General features: G+C 69.8%; 14 protein-coding genes and 1 pseudogene. 5 read left to right on the forward strand and 10 right to left on the reverse strand.

What is annotated here, in order from left to right:
* Window positions 1–174 precede the first annotated feature (174 nt).
* From ABTZ94_RS06540 to ABTZ94_RS06550, 3 genes are all read left to right on the forward strand, one after another.
* On the forward strand, window positions 175–1620 hold the full coding sequence (locus ABTZ94_RS06540) for an FGGY family carbohydrate kinase (RefSeq protein WP_351198128.1): 1446 nt from the start codon (window positions 175–177) through the stop codon (window positions 1618–1620).
* Window positions 1621–1789: 169 nt separating this feature from the next.
* The gene (locus ABTZ94_RS06545; protein WP_351198130.1) at window positions 1790–3523 is read left to right on the forward strand and encodes an ABC transporter ATP-binding protein; all 1734 of its coding nucleotides are present in this window, start codon (window positions 1790–1792) and stop codon (window positions 3521–3523) included.
* A complete protein-coding gene (locus ABTZ94_RS06550) occupies window positions 3523–5454 on the forward strand; it encodes an ABC transporter ATP-binding protein (RefSeq protein ID WP_351198132.1) in 1932 nt (643 codons plus the stop codon). The genes ABTZ94_RS06545 and ABTZ94_RS06550 overlap by 1 nt, the downstream gene beginning before the upstream one ends.
* Before the next feature lie 165 nt (window positions 5455–5619).
* On the opposite strand, the gene ABTZ94_RS06555 is transcribed toward ABTZ94_RS06550, so the two are convergent.
* The 8 genes and pseudogenes from ABTZ94_RS06555 to ABTZ94_RS06590 form a co-directional block, all read right to left on the reverse strand.
* Window positions 5620–6723, reverse strand: a complete 1104-nt coding sequence (locus tag ABTZ94_RS06555; protein ID WP_351198134.1) for an RNA polymerase sigma factor — start codon at window positions 6721–6723, stop codon at window positions 5620–5622.
* A gap of 472 nt (window positions 6724–7195) precedes the next feature.
* Window positions 7196–9103: a DNA primase gene (gene dnaG / locus ABTZ94_RS06560; RefSeq protein WP_351198136.1), complete on the reverse strand. Its 1908-nt coding sequence runs from the start codon at window positions 9101–9103 to the stop codon at window positions 7196–7198.
* Window positions 9104–9245: 142 nt separating this feature from the next.
* A complete protein-coding gene (locus ABTZ94_RS06565) occupies window positions 9246–10505 on the reverse strand; it encodes an NAD(P)/FAD-dependent oxidoreductase (RefSeq protein ID WP_351198138.1) in 1260 nt (419 codons plus the stop codon).
* Between the two features lie 182 nt (window positions 10506–10687).
* Window positions 10688–11995, reverse strand: a complete 1308-nt coding sequence (locus ABTZ94_RS06570; RefSeq protein ID WP_502967191.1) for a deoxyguanosinetriphosphate triphosphohydrolase — start codon at window positions 11993–11995, stop codon at window positions 10688–10690.
* A 147-nt stretch (window positions 11996–12142) separates the two neighbouring features.
* A pseudogene (locus tag ABTZ94_RS06575) lies at window positions 12143–12271 on the reverse strand (sirohydrochlorin chelatase); the annotation flags it as partial.
* A 124-nt stretch (window positions 12272–12395) separates the two neighbouring features.
* Window positions 12396–13193, reverse strand: coding sequence for a Cof-type HAD-IIB family hydrolase (locus ABTZ94_RS06580; RefSeq protein WP_351198236.1), 798 nt, complete (start codon window positions 13191–13193; stop codon window positions 12396–12398).
* Window positions 13194–13248: 55 nt separating this feature from the next.
* A complete protein-coding gene (locus ABTZ94_RS06585) occupies window positions 13249–13371 on the reverse strand; it encodes a DUF6210 family protein (protein ID WP_502967189.1) in 123 nt (40 codons plus the stop codon).
* Window positions 13372–13389: 18 nt separating this feature from the next.
* Complete coding sequence (locus tag ABTZ94_RS06590) at window positions 13390–13602, reverse strand: hypothetical protein (protein WP_351198141.1); 213 nt, start codon at window positions 13600–13602, stop codon at window positions 13390–13392.
* Between the two features lie 267 nt (window positions 13603–13869).
* Between ABTZ94_RS06590 and ABTZ94_RS06595 the strand changes: the two genes are divergently transcribed.
* Entirely contained in the window at window positions 13870–14559 is a 690-nt protein-coding gene (locus ABTZ94_RS06595; RefSeq protein WP_351198143.1) for a SanA/YdcF family protein, read from the forward strand.
* Window positions 14560–14589: 30 nt separating this feature from the next.
* Here the strand turns inward: ABTZ94_RS06595 and cutA are convergent, their stop codons facing one another.
* Window positions 14590–14928 carry a divalent-cation tolerance protein CutA gene (cutA, locus tag ABTZ94_RS06600; protein WP_351198145.1) on the reverse strand — a complete coding sequence of 113 codons (339 nt, stop codon included), beginning with the start codon at window positions 14926–14928 and terminating at the stop codon, window positions 14590–14592.
* A gap of 90 nt (window positions 14929–15018) precedes the next feature.
* Entirely contained in the window at window positions 15019–15645 is a 627-nt protein-coding gene (locus tag ABTZ94_RS06605) for an NADPH-dependent FMN reductase (protein ID WP_351198147.1), read from the reverse strand.
* Window positions 15646–15731: 86 nt separating this feature from the next.
* On the opposite strand from ABTZ94_RS06605, the gene ABTZ94_RS06610 reads away from it, so the two are divergent.
* Complete coding sequence (locus tag ABTZ94_RS06610) at window positions 15732–16532, forward strand: aminotransferase class IV family protein (protein WP_351198149.1); 801 nt, start codon at window positions 15732–15734, stop codon at window positions 16530–16532.
* Window positions 16533–16734 lie beyond the last annotated feature (202 nt).

The raw sequence follows: 16734 nt of genomic DNA on the forward strand, positions 1-16734 counted from the left end.
AAGGCGGAGCATCACCCGCGTACTGGATGTACTCGGGTGATGCGACAACGCGGCGAGGCGCCGTGCCGGGCGTCGCGAGCCGGTGAACCTTTCCGGTCACAGCACTGGGGTCCGCCCTCCCACTGCCGCGCCAACGGTACGGAAACGCTCCGGCGGTGCGGCAGAATCTTGGGCATGGGCATAGTCGCCGGCTTGGACAGTTCTTCCGCCTTCACACACATCGTCGTCTGCGATACGGACACGGGCGCCGTGCTGCGCCGGGGGTACGCCGCACACCCCGTCGAGGCGAAGGCCACCGAGGTCGACCCGCAGGCGTGGCTGCTCTCGCTCGGTGAGGCCGCCACCGATGGGCTGCTCGAAGGCGTGCAGGCCATCGGGGTCTCCGCGCAGCAGCACGGTCTGGTGCCGCTGGACCACCAGGGCAATCTCGTACGCCCGGCGCTGCTCGGCAACGACAAGCGGGCACAGGTGGCCGCGGCCGATCTGATCGACGGGCTCGGCGGACGGCAGTCCTGGGTCGAGGCGGTCGGATCGGTACCGCAGGCCGCACAGCCGGTCTCGAAGCTGCGCTGGCTGGCGCGGACCGAGCCGGAGGCGGCCCAGCGCGTGGCCTCGGTGCTGCAGCCGCACGACTGGCTGGTGTGGCAGCTGCTGGGGCGGCCGGCCCGGCGGACCACCGACCGGGGTGCCGCGTCCGGCACCGGTTACTGGTCGGCGGGCAGTGGTTCCTACCGGCCCGACCTGGTGGAGCTCGCGCTCGGGCACCAGGTGGCGCTGCCCGAGGTGCTCGGCCCCTCCGATGCGGCCGGTACGACGCCCGAAGGGCTGCTGATCTCCGCGGGGACCGGCGAGACGATGGCGGCGGCGTTCGGGCTCGGGGTCGGGGTCGGCGATGCGGTGGTGTCGCTGGGCGCGTCGGGTTCGGTCATGGCGGTGCACCACGAGGCGCTCTCGGATCCGGGCGGGATGATCACTTCGTTCGCGGACGCGACCGGGATGCATCTGCCGGTGGTGTACACGTCGAATGCGGTACGTGCGTTGCGCGGGTCCGTCGAGATGCTGGGTGTGGAGGGGCTTCAGGAGCTGTCCGCGCTGGCGCTGAAGTCGACGCCGGGCGCCTCCGGGCTCGTACTCCTGCCGTATCTGGAGGGCGAGCGCACCCCGTATCTGCCGCACACGGCGGGGACGCTGTGCGGGCTGCGGCGCGAGTCGATGAAGCCGGAACATCTGGCGCGGGCGGCGTTCGAGGGGATGCTGTGCTCACTGGCCGACGCGCTCGATGTGCTGCGCGGCCGCGGTGTCGAGGTGCGGCGGGTGTTCCTGCTGGGGGCGGCGGCCGAGCTGCCCGCAGTGCAGGCGCTCGCGCCCGCGCTGTTCGGTACTCAGGTGGTCGTGCCGCAGCCCGCCGAGTACGCGGCGCTGGGTGCGGCCCGGCAGGCGGCCTGGGCGCTGGGGGTCTCGCAGGGGACGGCCGATCCGCTCACTCCCCCGGCCTGGCAGGGTGCCGCGGCGCAGGTGCTGGAGCCGGGCGACGAGCTGGCGGTCGGCCGGGCGGTGCGCCAGCAGTACGTGGCCACGCGCGACCAGATTCACCCGGGGGCGTTCGACTCCGCGCCCTGAGCCGCCCGCCCTGCGTGACACGACCGGGTACACCTGACGGAGATTGATCTCCTACATGTGTACTCGGTCTTTTTTTTGACCTGGTCTTGAATAAAATCGTTCGCAGTCCCAGTCGGGGGTGCCGGAAAATGGGTTGCCTCCCGACCCCCGCCGACTCCGAGAGACACGCGTGCTCATAAAACTACTGCGGGCCTGTCTCGGTCCGTACAAGAAACCCATCCTGCTGCTGGTCCTCCTCCAACTCCTGCAGACCTGCGCCAGCCTCTATCTGCCCACCCTGAACGCCGACATCATCGACCACGGTGTCGTCAAGGGAGACACGGACTACATCCTGGAGTTCGGCGGCATCATGATCGCCGTCAGCATCGCCCAGGTGGTCTGCAACATCGGGGCGGTCTACTTCGGCGCCCGCACCGCGTCCGCCCTGGGCCGTGACATCCGGGCGTCGGTCTTCGAGCGGGTGCAGTCGTTCTCGGCGCGCGAGGTCGGGCGGTTCGGCGCGCCCTCGCTGATCACCCGTACGACCAATGACGTCCAGCAGATCCAGATGCTGGTGCTGATGACGTTCACCCTGATGGTTTCGGCGCCGATCATGTGCGTCGGCGGCATCATCATGGCGCTCGGCCAGGACATCCCGCTGTCGGCGGTGCTACTCGCTGTGGTGCCGGTGCTGGGCATCGCGGTGAGCCTGATCGTCAAGCGGATGCGGCCGCTGTTTCGCACCATGCAGGAGCGGGTCGACACCGTGAACCGGGTGCTGCGCGAGCAGATCACCGGCAACCGCGTCATCCGCGCCTTCGTACGCGACCGTTACGAGGAGGAGCGTTTCCGCGGCGCCAACAACGAGCTGACCGATGTGTCGCTGTCCACGGGCCGGCTGATGGCGCTGATGTTCCCGACCGTCACGACGGTCGTGAGTGTGTCCTCGATCGCCGTGGTCTGGTTCGGCGCCCACCGCATCGACAGCGGCGGCATGGAGATCGGCGCGCTGACCGCGTTCCTCGCCTATCTGATGCAGATCGTCATGTCGGTGATGATGGCCACCTTCATGTTCATGATGGTGCCGCGCGCCGAGGTCTGCGCCGAGCGCATCCAGGAGGTCCTGGAGACCGAGTCGAGCGTGGTTCCGCCCGTCAAGCCGGTCCGCGAGCTGCGCGCCCACGGTCATCTGGAGGTCCGTGGCGCGGACTTCCGCTACCCGGGCGCCCAGGAGCCGGTGCTGCGATCGGTGGATCTGGTGGCCCGTCCCGGCGAGACCACCGCGATCATCGGGTCGACGGGCAGCGGGAAGTCGACGCTGCTCGGACTCGTACCGCGGCTGTTCGATGTGACGGACGGCCAGGTGCTGGTCGACGGCACGGACGTACGGACGCTGGAGCCGACGCTGCTGGCGAAGACCGTGAGTCTCGTTCCGCAGAAGCCGTATCTGTTCTCCGGGACGGTCGCGACGAATCTTCGGTACGGAAACCCGGACGCCACCGACGAGGAGCTCTGGCACGCGCTGGAGGTCGCACAGGCCAAGGAGTTCGTCGAGGCACTGGAGCACGGCCTGAACGCGCCGATCGCGCAGGGCGGCACCAATGTCTCCGGCGGCCAGCGGCAGCGTCTGGCGATCGCCAGGACGCTGGTGCAGCGGCCGGAGATCTACCTCTTCGACGACTCGTTCTCGGCGCTCGACTACGCGACCGACGCCGCGCTGCGTGGGGCACTGGCACTGGAGACCGCCGAGGCGACCGTCGTGATCGTGGCGCAGCGGGTGTCCACCATCCGCGACGCCGACCGGATCCTGGTGCTGGACGAGGGCCAGGTCGTCGGCTCCGGCACCCATCACGAGCTGATGGACGGCAATGAAACGTACCGGGAGATCGTGCTCTCCCAGCTGACGGAAGCGGAGGCCGCGTAATGGCCGGTCCTGGCGGACGCATGATGGCGGGCGGGGCGCCGACCGACCGGTCCATGGACTTCAAGGGGTCCTCGAAGCGGCTGCTGAAGCGCTTCGCGCCGGAGAAGGCCACGCTGTACGTGATGCTGGCGGCCGGTGTGCTGAGCGTCGGGCTCTCGGTCATCGGGCCGAAGATCCTCGGCAAGGCGACCGACCTGGTGTTCGCCGGTGTGATCGGCCGGCAGATGCCCGACGGCACGACGAAGGAGCAGGCCGTCGAGGGCCTGCGCAAAACCAACAGCGGCCTCGCCGACATGCTTGCCGGGGTGGACTTCGTCCCCGGTCACGGCATCGACTTCGGTGCGGTGGGCGACGTACTGCTGGTGGCGCTGGCGGTCTATGTCGGTGCCGGGCTGTTCATGCTGATGGCGTCCCGGCTGTCGATCCGGATCATCAACCAGGTCGTGTTCCAGCTGCGCGAGGACATCCAGACGAAGCTGTCGCGACTGCCGTTGTCGTACTTCGACCGGGCCAAGCGCGGCGAGGTGCTCAGCCGGGCGACGAACGACATCGACAACATCTCGCAGACGATGCAGCAGACGATGGGCCAGCTCATCAACTCCCTGCTCACCATCGTCGGCGTACTGATCATGATGTTCTGGGTCTCGCCGCTGCTGGCGCTGATCGCACTGGTGACGGTGCCGCTCTCGGTGGTCGTGGCCGCGAAGGTCGGCAAGCGGTCCCAGCCGCAGTTCGTGCAGCAGTGGAAGGTGACGGGCAAGCTCAACGCCCATATCGAGGAGATGTACACCGGGCACACCCTGGTGAAGGTCTTCGGGCGGCAGGAGGAGTCCGCGAGGGACTTCGCCGAGCAGAACGAGGCGCTGTACGAGGCGGGCTTCAAGGCGCAGTTCAACAGCGGGATCATGCAGCCGCTGATGATGTTCATCTCCAACCTGAACTATGTGCTGATAGCCGTCGTCGGTGGTCTGCGGGTCGCTTCGGGTTCGCTGTCGATCGGTGATGTGCAGGCGTTCATCCAGTACTCGCGGCAGTTCTCGACGCCGCTGACCCAGGTCGCCTCGATGGCGAACCTGGTGCAGTCGGGCGTCGCGTCGGCCGAGCGGATCTTCGAGCTGCTGGATGCCGAGGAGCAGGGCGCCGACCCCGCGCCGGGTACCGGCGAGCACCCCGAGGAGCTGCGGGGCAGCGTCTCGCTGGAGAAGGTGTCGTTCCGCTACGACCCGAAGAAGCCGCTCATCGAGGGTCTGTCGTTGAACGTCGAGCCGGGTCACACGGTCGCGATCGTCGGCCCGACCGGCGCCGGCAAGACCACGCTCGTCAATCTGCTGATGCGGTTCTACGAGGTGACGGGCGGCCGGATCACCCTCGACGGGGTGGACGTGGCGAACATGTCGCGCGACGACCTGCGGTCGGGGATAGGCATGGTCCTCCAGGACACCTGGCTCTTCGGCGGGTCGATCGCGGAGAACATCGCGTACGGCGCTTCGCGCGAGGTCACCCGGGAGGAGATCGAGGAGGCGGCGAAGGCGGCCCACGCCGACCGCTTCATCCGCACTCTGCCGGACGGCTACGACACGGTGATCGACGACGAGGGCTCCGGCGTCAGCGCGGGCGAGAAGCAACTGATCACCATCGCGCGGGCGTTCCTGTCCGACCCGGTGATCCTGGTGCTCGACGAGGCGACGAGCTCCGTCGACACCCGTACGGAGGTGCTGATCCAGAAGGCGATGGCGCGCCTGGCGCACGGTCGTACGAGCTTTGTGATCGCGCACCGGCTCTCCACCATCCGGGATGCCGACGTCATCCTGGTGATGGAGAACGGCTCGATCGTCGAACAGGGCACGCACGACGAGCTGCTGAATGCCGAGGGCGCGTACGCCCGGCTGTATTCGGCGCAGTTCGCGCAGGCGGTCGCCGAGGTCGACTAGGGCGTGTGGCGAAAGTAGCGTCGTCCGCCCGAAGAAGGAGGGCCGTACCGCCGGCCGGCGGTGCGGCCCCTCCTTCTTCGGGCCGGACCGGGCCGCTCTCATGGGCGAGGTGCCGACCCGGCCCGCCCATCGGCGGTGCTTGTACGGCCCGGTGTCGCCGCGTGGTCAGTCGAGGTAGCCGCGGAGCTGGTCGGCGAAGGCGTGGTCCCGCAGCTTGTTGAGGGTCTTGGACTCGATCTGGCGGATGCGTTCGCGTGTCACGCCGAAGATCCTGCCTATCTCCTCAAGTGTGCGGGGCCGCCCGTCGGCCAGCCCGTAGCGCAGCTGGACAACCTTCCGCTCGCGCTCGCCCAGCGTGGAGAGCACCGCTTCCAGGTGCTCGCGCAGCAGCAGGAACGCGGCGGACTCGACCGGGGAAGCGGCGTCACCGTCCTCGATCAGGTCACCGAGGGCGACGTCCTCCTCCTCACCGACCGGGGCGTGCAGCGAGACGGGTTCCTGGGCGAGCCGCGGGACTTCGCCGACCCGTTCCGGGGTGAGGTCGAGCTGGTCGGCGACCTCCTCGGGCGTCGGCTCGTATCCGCGCTCCTGGAGCATCCGGCGCTGGACCCGCACGACGCGGTTGATCAGTTCGACGACATGGACCGGGACCCGTATGGTCCGCGCCTGGTCGGCGAGGGCGCGGGACATGGCCTGCCGGATCCACCAGGTCGCGTACGTCGAGAACTTGTAGCCCCGGACGTAGTCGAACTTCTCGACCGCCCTGATCAGTCCGAGGTTTCCCTCCTGGACGAGATCGAGCATGGTCAGCCCGCGGCCGACGTAACGTTTGGCGACGGAGACGACGAGGCGGAGGTTGGCCTCGATGAGACGGCGTTTCGCCATCCGCCCCATGACCACCAACCGGTCGAGATCGACGGCCAGTCGGGTGTCCGGGTCCGGGGTGCTCGCGAGTCGTTCCTCGGCGAAGAGACCGGCCTCGACACGGCGGGCGAGCTCCACTTCTTCGGCGGCGGTGAGTAGCGGAATCCGGCCGATCTCCCGCAGATACTGGCAGAAAAGATCGGCGGACGGACCGAAGGTCTCGGGGCGGCCCCGCGGCTCCGGCGGTTCGGGCGCCTGGGGCAGCTCCTCCATGAGTGCCTCAGGTGGGTCGGGTGGATCGGATGGTGTCTGCGGCTCCACCGCGGCCTCCGGATGATGCACGGCCCGGTTCTGCGCGGGTATGGCCGAGACATGCTCGGTTTCGGTCGGGGTCCGGGTCTGCACGGGGGCGACCTCCAGGTGATCGCTGCCGGATCGCGGGGATGGCGGACCACCGTTCGGTGGGCCGGCCGCGCTCCGATGACTCAGAGCCTGTCGGGTGACCTTCGATCGGAGAGCGGACGCGGTGTGGCGCGTGCGATTCCAAGGCGCCGGGATGGCCTCGGATGGGGTCTCCCCTGCCCCTTGAGAGCTTGGGGAAGGAGCTACTAGGCCATTTCGGCAACGCCGGAAGCATGCGTGCCACACCGCGTCCGCCCGATCAGAGGTCGCCCGACAGGCTCTCAGGCACCGCCCCCCAGTGTGGGGGAAGACACATCGCTGCCACGAGGGGCGTGCGGGGACTTTCTGAGTCCGGTCCGTGACCGAGCGGTTACGGAGACGGGCAGGTTTTTCGAGCCGGTCCGGCGATCGAGGACGCAGCGGCGACCGGGCGGACCCAGGTGCGCCTCCCGGGTCGCGGCGCCGGAACCTCGCGTCAGAGCGCGTCGGCGCCGTTGTTGCGCAGGGCCTGGGCGTACTGCTGGAGGACCCAGACCTCGTTCTGCGCGGCAGCCAGATGGTCCGGGGCGACGTTGCTGCCGAGGCGGGCGAGGCTGCCCTGTACATCGTTGATCCGGCGGTCGACGGCGCGCAGCCGGACCTGGACGAGCTGCATGCCCGCGTAGGTCTCGTCGATGGTCTTGCCGTGGAAGACCTCCACCGCCAGCTCGGTGACCAGATTGCGCACGGTGTCGTTGGGGGCCGTGTCCAGCACCTGGACCAGGTATTCGCGGGTCTCCGGGACACCCATCTCGGCGCCGCCCGCCTCCGCGATGCACTGCCGGACCGCGGCGTACGGCGGGGCCGTGAACTCGTCGGCCCCGTAGGCGTCGAAGGCCGGTGAGACGAGGGCGGGTTTCTGCAGGGCGAGCTTGAGCAGCTCGCGCTCGGTGCGGTGGGCGGGGCTGCGGAGGTTGAGGGCGGGGCCCGAGGGGGCGGCGGGCGCCCGGACCTGCTGGCGCTGGGGGCCACCGCGGGACGGGGCCTGCGCGGGGCCCCGCTGCTCGCCCCGCTCGCGGGCCCAGCGGGCGAGCTGGCCGACGCGCTTGACCACGAACTGGGTGTCCAGGATGCCGAGCATGCCGGCCAGCTGGACGGCGACCTCGTGCTGCGAGGAGCTGTTCTTGATCCGGGCGACGACGGGTGCCGCCTCGTCGAGCGCGGCGCCGCGGCCCGCCGGGGTCTCCAGGTCGTACCGGCCGACGATCTGGCGGAGCGCGAACTCGAAGAGCGGGGTGCGGGGTTCGACCAGGTCGCGGACGGCCTCGTCGCCCTTGGCCAGGCGCAGGTCGCACGGGTCCATGTTGTCCGGGGCGATCGCGATGTACGTCTCGGCGGCGAACTTCTGGTCGTCCTCGAAGGCGCGCAGGGCGGCCTTCTGCCCGGCCGCGTCACCGTCGAAGGTGAAGATCACCCGGGCGCTGCCGTTGTCCATCAGGAGGCGGCGCAGGATCTTGATGTGGTCGCCGCCGAAGGCCGTACCGCAGGTGGCGATGGCAGTCGTGATCCCGGCGAGATGGCAGGCCATGACGTCGGTGTAGCCCTCGACGACCACGGCCCGGCTGGCCTTCGCGATGTCCTTCTTCGCCAGGTCGATGCCGTACAGCACCTGGGATTTCTTGTAGATCGCGGTCTCGGGGGTGTTGAGGTACTTCGGTCCGTTGTCGTCGTCGCGCAGCTTGCGGGCGCCGAAGCCGACGACATCGCCGGAGGTGTCGCTGATCGGCCACATCAGCCGGCCGCGGAAGCGGTCGATGGGGCCGCGCCTGCCGTCCTGGGAGAGGCCGGAGGTGATCAGCTCCTTGTCACTGAAGCCCTTGCCGCGCAGATAGCGGGTGAGATGGTCCCAGCCCGCCGGGCTGTAGCCGACGCCGAAATGGGCGGCCGCCGCCTGGTCGAAGCCGCGCTCGGCGAGGAACTTCCGGCCGATCTCGGCCTCGGGGCTGTCCAGCTGCTCGACATAGAACTGGGCGGCCACTTTGTGCGCCTCGACCAGCCGGATGCGCTCGCCGCGCTGGTGGGAGGGGTTGTACCCGCCCTCCTCGTACCGCAGGGTGATGCCCGCCTTGGCGGCGAGCCGCTCGACCGTCTCGGAGAACGAGAGATGGTCGATCTTCATCACGAAGGCGATCGTGTCGCCGCCCTCCTGACAGCCGAAGCAGTGGAAGAGACCCTTGCTCGGGCTGACCTGGAAGGAGGGGGACTTCTCGTCATGGAACGGGCAGAGGCCCTTGAGGTTGCCACCGCCGGCGTTGCGCAGCTGGAGATACTCGGAAACGACGGCGTCGATCGGGACCGCGTCCCGTACCGCCTTCACATCGTCGTCATTGATCCTGCCTGCCACGGGTGAAGTCTACGGGTGGGGGTACGACAGCTGTGCCGCGCGGCGATGTGATCCGGGGAACCCGGGGGCGAGGGCGCCCGGCGAGTGCCGTACGACTGAGCCGCCCCGTCCGTGGCCATCAGGGGCAACGACTCGGCTCGGCTCAGCTCAGGGAGACCAGCGGTACCGACGGGTCCGCCAGCGCGTCCGGGTCGACCTGCCGGCCGGACCGGATCAGCTCCTGTACCGCCTCGGTGACGTCCCACACGTTGACGTTCATCCCGGCCAGCACCCGGCGGTCCTTCAGCCAGAAGGCGATGAACTCGCGCTTCCCCGCATCGCCGCGGATCACCACCTGGTCGTAGCTGCCCGGCGGCGCCCAGCCCGAGTATTCGAGACCGAGGTCGTACTGGTCGGAGAAGAAGTACGGCACCCGGTCGTAGCTGACGTCCTTGCCGAGCATGGCGCGGGCCGCGGCCGGGCCGCCGTTCAGCGCGTTCGCCCAGTGCTCCACGCGCAGCCGGGCACCGAGCAGCGGATGGGCCACGTTGGCGACGTCACCGGCCGCGAAGATGTGCGGGTCGCAGGTGCGCAGGGAGGCGTCGACGGCAATGCCGCCGCCGTCCTCGCGCGAGGCGATGTCGAGCCCCGCGGCTTCGGCGAGGCCGGTGCGGGGGGCGGCACCGATTGCGGCGAGCACGTCGTGGGCGGGGTGCTCCTCGCCGTCGTCGGTACGGACCGCGAGGACCAGGCCGTCCTGACCGATGATCTCGGTGAGGCGGACGCCGAAGTGGAAGCGGACACCGTGGCTGCTGTGCAGATCGGTGAAGATCTGGCCGAGTTCGGGCCCGACGACCTGATGCAGTGGCGTCGGCTCCGGTTCGACGACGGTGACCTCAGCGCCGTACCCGCGCGCCACCGCCGCAACCTCCAGGCCGATCCAGCCGGCCCCGGCGATCACCAGATGGCCGTTGTCGCGGCCGAGGGCGGCCAGTACGTTGCGCAGCCGGTCGGAGTGGGCGAGACGGCGCAAATGGTGGACGCCGGCCAGGTCCGTACCCGGAATGGGCAGGCGGCGCGGCTCGGCCCCGGTGGCGAGCAGCAGCTTGTCGTAGTGGACGACAGTGCCGTCGCCGAGCTGTACGGAGCGGGCCTCCCTGTCGAGGCTGGTGACGGGCTGGCCCAGGTGGAGCTCGATGTCGGCGCCCGCGTACCAGGCGGTCTCGTGGACGAAGACGCTGTCCCGTTCCTCCTTGCCGGACAGATAGCCCTTGGAGAGCGGAGGCCGTTCGTACGGATGGTCGCGTTCATCGCCGAGAAGGATCACCCGGCCGCTGAAACCCTCCGCCCGGAGTGTCTCGGCTGCCTTCGCTCCTGCCAGTCCTGCGCCGACGATGACGAACGTCCGATGTGCGTCGACCACGTGATGCCTCCTCGTTACTTGCTGCGCGGGGCCCAACTGCGAGCGTCCCGCACGCAGCGTGATGGCGAAAGAGGGTGTACACCGATCAGGTCACACCCGGTGGTCACAGGCCGGTCTGCGCGGCTCGGTCGATGCCGCACGGTGCGGCTCGCGGACACGACCGGCCGGGTACGGGGCTCCGGTCAGCGGCGGTCGGTGAGCGATGCGTGCAGGGAGCGCGCGGAGGCGTCGGTCAGGGCGGCGATCTGGTCGACCAGGACCCGCTTGCGGGCCCTGTCGTCCTGGGCGGCGTGGAACAGCGCCCGGAACTGCGGCTCCAGCCCCTCCGGGGCACGTGCGGTCAGCGCGGCGGCCAGTTCCGCGATGACGATCCGCTGGTCGGCACGGATCGCCTCCTGCTCGGCGCGCTGCATGACGTACCGGTCGGCGACCGCCTTGAGCACGGCGCATTCGTTGCGTGTCTCGCGGGGGACGACAAGTTCGGCGGCGTACCGGCCGAGGCGGCCCGTCCCGTGGGCCAGCCGGGTGCTGCTCTCGGCGGCGAGACAGAACCGGCCGATCAGCTGGCTCGTCGCGTCCTTCAGCCGGGCCTGGGCGACGGCGGATCCGTCGTAGCCGTGCGGCCACCAGTCCTGGCCGATGAGCCGGTCCAGGGCGTCGTCCAGCTCCTCGGGGTCGGTGTCCGGCGGGACGTAGCGGCCGATGGCGACCGCCCAGATCTCGTTCCGCTCGGGCTCGGCGTAGAGGCAGTCGGGGTCGATGTGACCGGCGTGCAGCCCGTCCTCGAAGTCGTGCACCGAGTAGGCGACGTCGTCGGACCAGTCCATGACCTGGGCCTCGAAGCACTTGCGGTCCTTCGGGGCGCCGTGGCGCGCCCACTCGAAGACCGGCAGGTCGTCCTCGTACACCCCGAATTTCGGCGAGCCGGGGTCGACGGGGTGCCCGCCGCGCGGCCACGGGTACTTGGTGGCGGCGTCCAGAGCGGCACGGGTCAGGTTGAGTCCGACGCTGACCAGCTCGCCGGTCCGGGTGTCGGGCACGAACCGCTTCGGTTCGAGCCTGGTCAGCAGGCGCAGCGACTGGGCGTTGCCTTCGAAGCCGCCGCAGTCCGACGCGAAGTCGTTCAGCGCCTGCTCCCCGTTGTGTCCGAACGGCGGGTGGCCGAGGTCATGGGCGAGGCAGGCCGTCTCGACCAGATCGGGGTCGCAGCCGAGCGCCGCCCCGAGTTCGCGGCCGACCTGGGCGCATTCCAGGGAGTGGGTGAGCCGGGTCCGTGGGCTGGCGTCCCAGGCGTGGCTGCGGGTGCCGGGGGTGACGACCTGGGTCTTCCCGGCGAGCCGGCGCAGCGCGGCGGAGTGCAGCACGCGGGCGCGGTCACGCTGGAACGCGGTACGACCGGGCCGTTTGTCCGGCTCGGTGTCCCAGCGCTCGGCGTCGGCCGCACCGTAGGGGGCCGTGCCGTGGTCCTGTGTGGCCTGCGTACCGTCCATGCCGTCCATGGTTCCGACAGTAAACGGCCGGGCCGACAAGAGGGCTCAGGCGGATGCGCGGCGGGCGGCTCGGGGGAGGCGCGCTTCGGTCGTCGCGACCCCGGCCGCGAACCGCCGGACAGGCCCTGGGGCGGGGGCCTGCGCGGCCCGTCGGGTTCCGTTCAGGGAGACGAGGCTGAGCTGGGTGCCGAGCTGTGCGGTGATGCGGCTCAACAATTGCGCCGTGCTGTCGAGGGGCAGGGACTCATCGGGATGTGCCGGTGCCGACTCCGTCATGCACCGATGGTGCAGGGCCGAGGTTGCCGCACCGTTGCGTGAGGGTGACGGGTGCTTTCCGCGGGCGCATCGAGCGGTCGGGGCGGTGTCGGGCGAGGTTTCGGTGACGGGCCGGGTCTCGATATCAGGCCGCGCCGCCGAAGAGCCGCTCGATGACGTGCGCGACCCCGTCCTCCTCGTTGGAGAGCGTGTGCGTCCGTACGGCGGCCAGCACACTCGGGTGGGCGTTGCCCATCGCGTAGCCGGTGCCGGCCCAGTCGAGGACGGTCAGGTCGTTGGGCATGTCGCCGAAGGCGATGACCTCCGTGGCGTCGATGCCCCGCCCGGCGCACAGCATCGAGAGTGTGCCGGCCTTGGTGACGCCGGACGCGCTGATCTCCAGCAGCCCGCGCCCGCCGGAGTGGGTGAGCTGTACCTCGTCGCCCGCCCCTTCCTCGGCAGCGGCCAGCAGGACGTCCGCGTCGAGCCGGTCCGACCAGGCGAGCAGCTTGGTGACGGGGACGTCGGTCAGCCACAGATCCGCCAGCGACGGTACAGGCAGCTCGGCGTCGATGTCCTCGGAGAGCCGCAGCCGGTAGGCGGGTTCGTACAGGACGTGGCTGCCGGTCTCCAGGGCGAAGCCGATCTCGGGCACGGCGGCGGCGAGCGCGGTGGCCACGCGCCGGGCGGTGGCGAGGGGCAGGGCGCGGGAGGAGACGACGGTGCGCGTCCGGATGTCGTACACCAGCGCCCCGTTGCTGCACACGGCTGTCCCCTCGAGGCCGGCGGCCTCGGCGAGCCGGTCGACGAATCTGGGCGGCCGGGCGGTGACGAGGACGACCTCCGTACCGGCGCTCTCGGCCGTGCGCAGGGCGCGCAGGGTGCGGGGCGAGAGGGTGCCGTCGTTGCGCAGGAGCGTGCCGTCGAGATCGGAGGCGATCAGCCGTGGAAGCAACATTGCCCGATGCTACTGGGCGTCCTTTGGACAATCGCCGGTCTCAGTCCGAGTCGCACCGGAGCAGCACGCCCGGCCCGTCCGGGGTGAGCACCGGCACCCATGCCTCGTCGGCCCCGTCCAACCGGCTCTCGTCCCAGCACAGTTCGTGGAGATGGTGGTCCACGCCGTCGCGGAACCAGTATCAATGAGTTCTCCGGGCCGCCCGTTCGGCTGCCGCGTGCCACCACGCCGGGGCGGGCGGGAATCCTGGCTGCGAGGTCGGCTGGTCGGGATGGAGGCCGAGCGGAATCAGTGCTGAAGCCCGGACACGAACGGTGAACCAGCCGTGCCAGTGGCCGTCCGGGCCCGGGCCGCAGGCCAGGTCGACGTGCAGGTCGTCGACAGCGAACGGCATCCAGTCGATGCCCCGGTCCCGCAGTCAAGTGCGGACGGCAGCCGCGAGATGCGGTCGGCCCTTCAGATTCTCGTACGCGGCCACGGTCACCCAGTTGTCTGTCCCGGTTCCAGGTCGGTTCATGGCGGCCATCCTGCCGGAAGTGTCCGCGCCGAATCGGAAACGGTAACGAAATCAACGAAATCGGGAGATGGAGAACCCTTTCCCCCCATCGCTCGTCCGATCATGTGGGACAGCACGGCACAGGGCACGGACAGGGGGAGACCCATGCGGGAGAAGCAGCCTGGACGGCTGGGGCGGTTGCGGACGCGGCGCGGGCAGCGGCGGCTCGTGCAGGGGGTGATGGTCGCCTGTGTGGCGGCGCTGGCGCCCGCGACCTGGATGTACTCCGCAGCCGACGCCCACGTCGGGACGACCGCGGACGCGCCCGCACAGCAGGTCGCCATGGTGTTCGGGGCCGGTCTCTGGGAGGGCAAGCCGTCGCCGTATCTCGCGAACCGGCTCAAAGCCGCCGCCGAGCTGTACCGGGACGGGAAGGTGAAGGTCGTGCTCGTGACCGGCGACAACAGCCGGAAGGAGTACGACGAACCCGACGCCATGCGCACGTATCTCAGGGAGCACGGGGTACCGGACAAGCGGATCGTGAGCGACTTCGCCGGGTTCGACACCTGGGACTCGTGCGTTCGGGCCAAGAAGATCTTCGGCGTCGACCGCGCGGTGCTGGTGAGCCAGGGGTTCCACATCCGACGGGCGATCGCGCTGTGCCGGACCGCGGGGATCGATGCGTACGGGGTCGGCGTCGACGCCGTACACGATGCGACCTGGTACTACGGCGGGACGCGGGAGATATTCGCGGCGGGCAAGGCGGCGCTGGATGCCGTGTTCAAGCCCGACCCGCACTTCCTGGGGCCGAAGGAGCCCGGGATCGGGGAGGCCATGGCGGCGGACGGGCGTTGAGGGCGGGCGACCCCGGGCGGGTGCCCGGCGCTACAGAGAGCTGACCGGGGCGGTCTCGGCCGAGACCCAGTCGAGGTAGCGGGCGCTGCCCCGTAGCACCGGGATCGCGACGATCTCCGGAGTGTCGTAGTCGTGCGCCGCCAGGAGATGGGCCTCCAGTTCGTCGTAGCGCTCGACCGTCGTCTTGAACAGCAGCTGCCACTCCTCGGTGGTCTCGATGGCGTTCTGCCAGCGGTAGACCGAGGTGACGGGCGCGGAGATCTGTACGCAGGCGGCGAGCCGCGCCTCCACCGCGCCCTGCGCCAGGGAATGGGCCTTCTCCTCGCTGTCCGTCGTGGTCAGTACGGTCAGCGATGCCGGCGTCGTCACCTTCGGGCTCCCTCGGGGGTCGGTAATGGAGCGTGCTTGCTCCCTTCGTCGATTGTCGGGGGCGTCGCGGCGCGGCGCAGTACCTGGTGGTCAGACGCCGTACGGACGGACAGCCTTGGCGTCGCGCAGCGCGCGCCCCCACCAGACCAGCTGGTCGAGCAGCGCCTTGGCCGCCGCGTCGCAGCCCGCAGAGTCCTTGTGCCTGCCTTCGCCGTCGAACAGGGCACCCGCGTTGTGGAACGACACGGTTTCGCGGATGCCGACGGCGTGCAGCTCCGCGAAGACCTGCCTCAGGTGCTCGACGGCGCGCAGACCTCCGGAGACTCCGCCGTACGAGACGAAGGCGACGGGTTTGGCCTGCCACTCGGCGTGGTGCCAGTCGATGAGGTTCTTCAGCGGGGCCGGGTACGAGTGGTTGTACTCGGGGGTGACGACGACGAAGGCATCGGATTCCGCCAACCTGGGTGACACGGCCGCGAGTTGTGCTTGCGCATCGGCGTCGGGCCGGTAGGAGAGAGCGGTCGGGAGGTCGAGTTCCGCGACGTCGATCAGGTCGGTCTCGATGTCGGGGTGACCGGCGGTGTGCGAGAGGAACCAGTCCGAGACGACGGGGGCGAACCGTCCCTCGCGATTGCTGGCGAGGATGACCGCGATCTTCAGAGGTGCGGTGGAGGCGGTCGTGGATGCGATGGATGAGGGTGCTTCGGTGAGGTCCATACGGAGAGGCTCATATGTCAACCATGGTTGAGGTCAAGTCCTGTCCGTCGGGGCCCCCTCGCGCGCGGCGGCATACGGTGGATCGCATGACGACTTTCCCTCCCGCGCCCTTCCCGTACGCCGAGTTCAATGGGCGCCCGGCCACGGGGGCGGATCTACGGATTCCCGCCTTCCTCAACTACGGCCATTTCACGGCCATGCAGGTCAGAGGCGGAAAGGCACGCGGCCTCGCCCTGCATCTGGCCCGGCTGGACTCCGCCAATCAGGAGCTGTTCGAGCGCGGTCTCGACGGGGAGCGGGTCCGCGAGCTGATCCGGCACGCGCTGGACAGTGCCGGGGTACGGGACGCCTCGACCCGCGTGTACGGCTTCCTGGCGCCGGGCGACACGGAGACGACCGTGATGGTCACGGTGCGCGAGCCGGCACGGAAGTCCGCCGAACCGCACGCCCTGATGTCCGTTCCGTACGCCCGGACCGTGCCGCACATCAAGCGTCCCGGCGAGTTCGGCCAGACGTACTACGCGAGGCTCGCGGCACGCGCCGGTTTCGACGAGGCCCTGCTGACCACGCCGGGCGGTGCTGTGACGGAGGGTTCGATCACCAACATCGGTTTCTGGGACGGCACTTCGGTCGTCTGGCCCGATGCTCCTTCCCTGCCCGGCATCACCATGGCGCTGCTGGAGCAGGAGCTGCCCGGCGCAGGACTGGAGTCCGTACGCCGCCCGGTGACGCTGGACGGGCTGGCCGCGTTCCGGTCGGCGTTCATCACCAACTCGCAGGGCATCGCGCCGGTCCGGCGCATCGACGACACCGAGTTCACGGTGGACGAGGAGCTGATGAAGCGGATCGGGCAGGCGTACGACGGTGCACCGTGGGACACGATCTGACGCCCGGCCCCACCTGTGGGCCCGACAGCGATTTCCCCGGCGCCCACACCATCCACGCGGACACACAGCGCAAGGACAGGCCCGGTGAACTGCTCGACTTTCACCTGGGCGACGCCCCGTCGGCCTCGCGGATCTCGGACCTCGGGCCGCACCGTCGCCCCGGCCTGAGAGCGCCGCACCGCCGGACGCCACGGCACGAAAC

Origin of the sequence: Streptomyces sp. NPDC002785 (assembly GCF_040295565.1) — a bacterium.
Classification (GTDB): domain Bacteria; phylum Actinomycetota; class Actinomycetes; order Streptomycetales; family Streptomycetaceae; genus Streptomyces.

What these genes read in the sequence shown, in the direction of transcription:
- ABTZ94_RS06540 (WP_351198128.1), top strand. Translation starts at nt 175, where the DNA reads ATGGGCATAGTCGCCGGCTTGGACAGTTCTTCCGCCTTCACACACATC.
- ABTZ94_RS06550 (WP_351198132.1), top strand. Translation starts at nt 3,523, where the DNA reads ATGGCCGGTCCTGGCGGACGCATGATGGCGGGCGGGGCGCCGACCGAC.
- ABTZ94_RS06570 (WP_502967191.1), bottom strand. Translation starts at nt 11,995, where the DNA reads ATGGACGGTACGCAGGCCACACAGGACCACGGCACGGCCCCCTACGGT.
- ABTZ94_RS06590 (WP_351198141.1), bottom strand. Translation starts at nt 13,602, where the DNA reads ATGCCGTTCGCTGTCGACGACCTGCACGTCGACCTGGCCTGCGGCCCG.
- ABTZ94_RS06595 (WP_351198143.1), top strand. Translation starts at nt 13,870, where the DNA reads ATGCGGGAGAAGCAGCCTGGACGGCTGGGGCGGTTGCGGACGCGGCGC.
- ABTZ94_RS06605 (WP_351198147.1), bottom strand. Translation starts at nt 15,645, where the DNA reads ATGGACCTCACCGAAGCACCCTCATCCATCGCATCCACGACCGCCTCC.
- ABTZ94_RS06610 (WP_351198149.1), top strand. Translation starts at nt 15,732, where the DNA reads ATGACGACTTTCCCTCCCGCGCCCTTCCCGTACGCCGAGTTCAATGGG.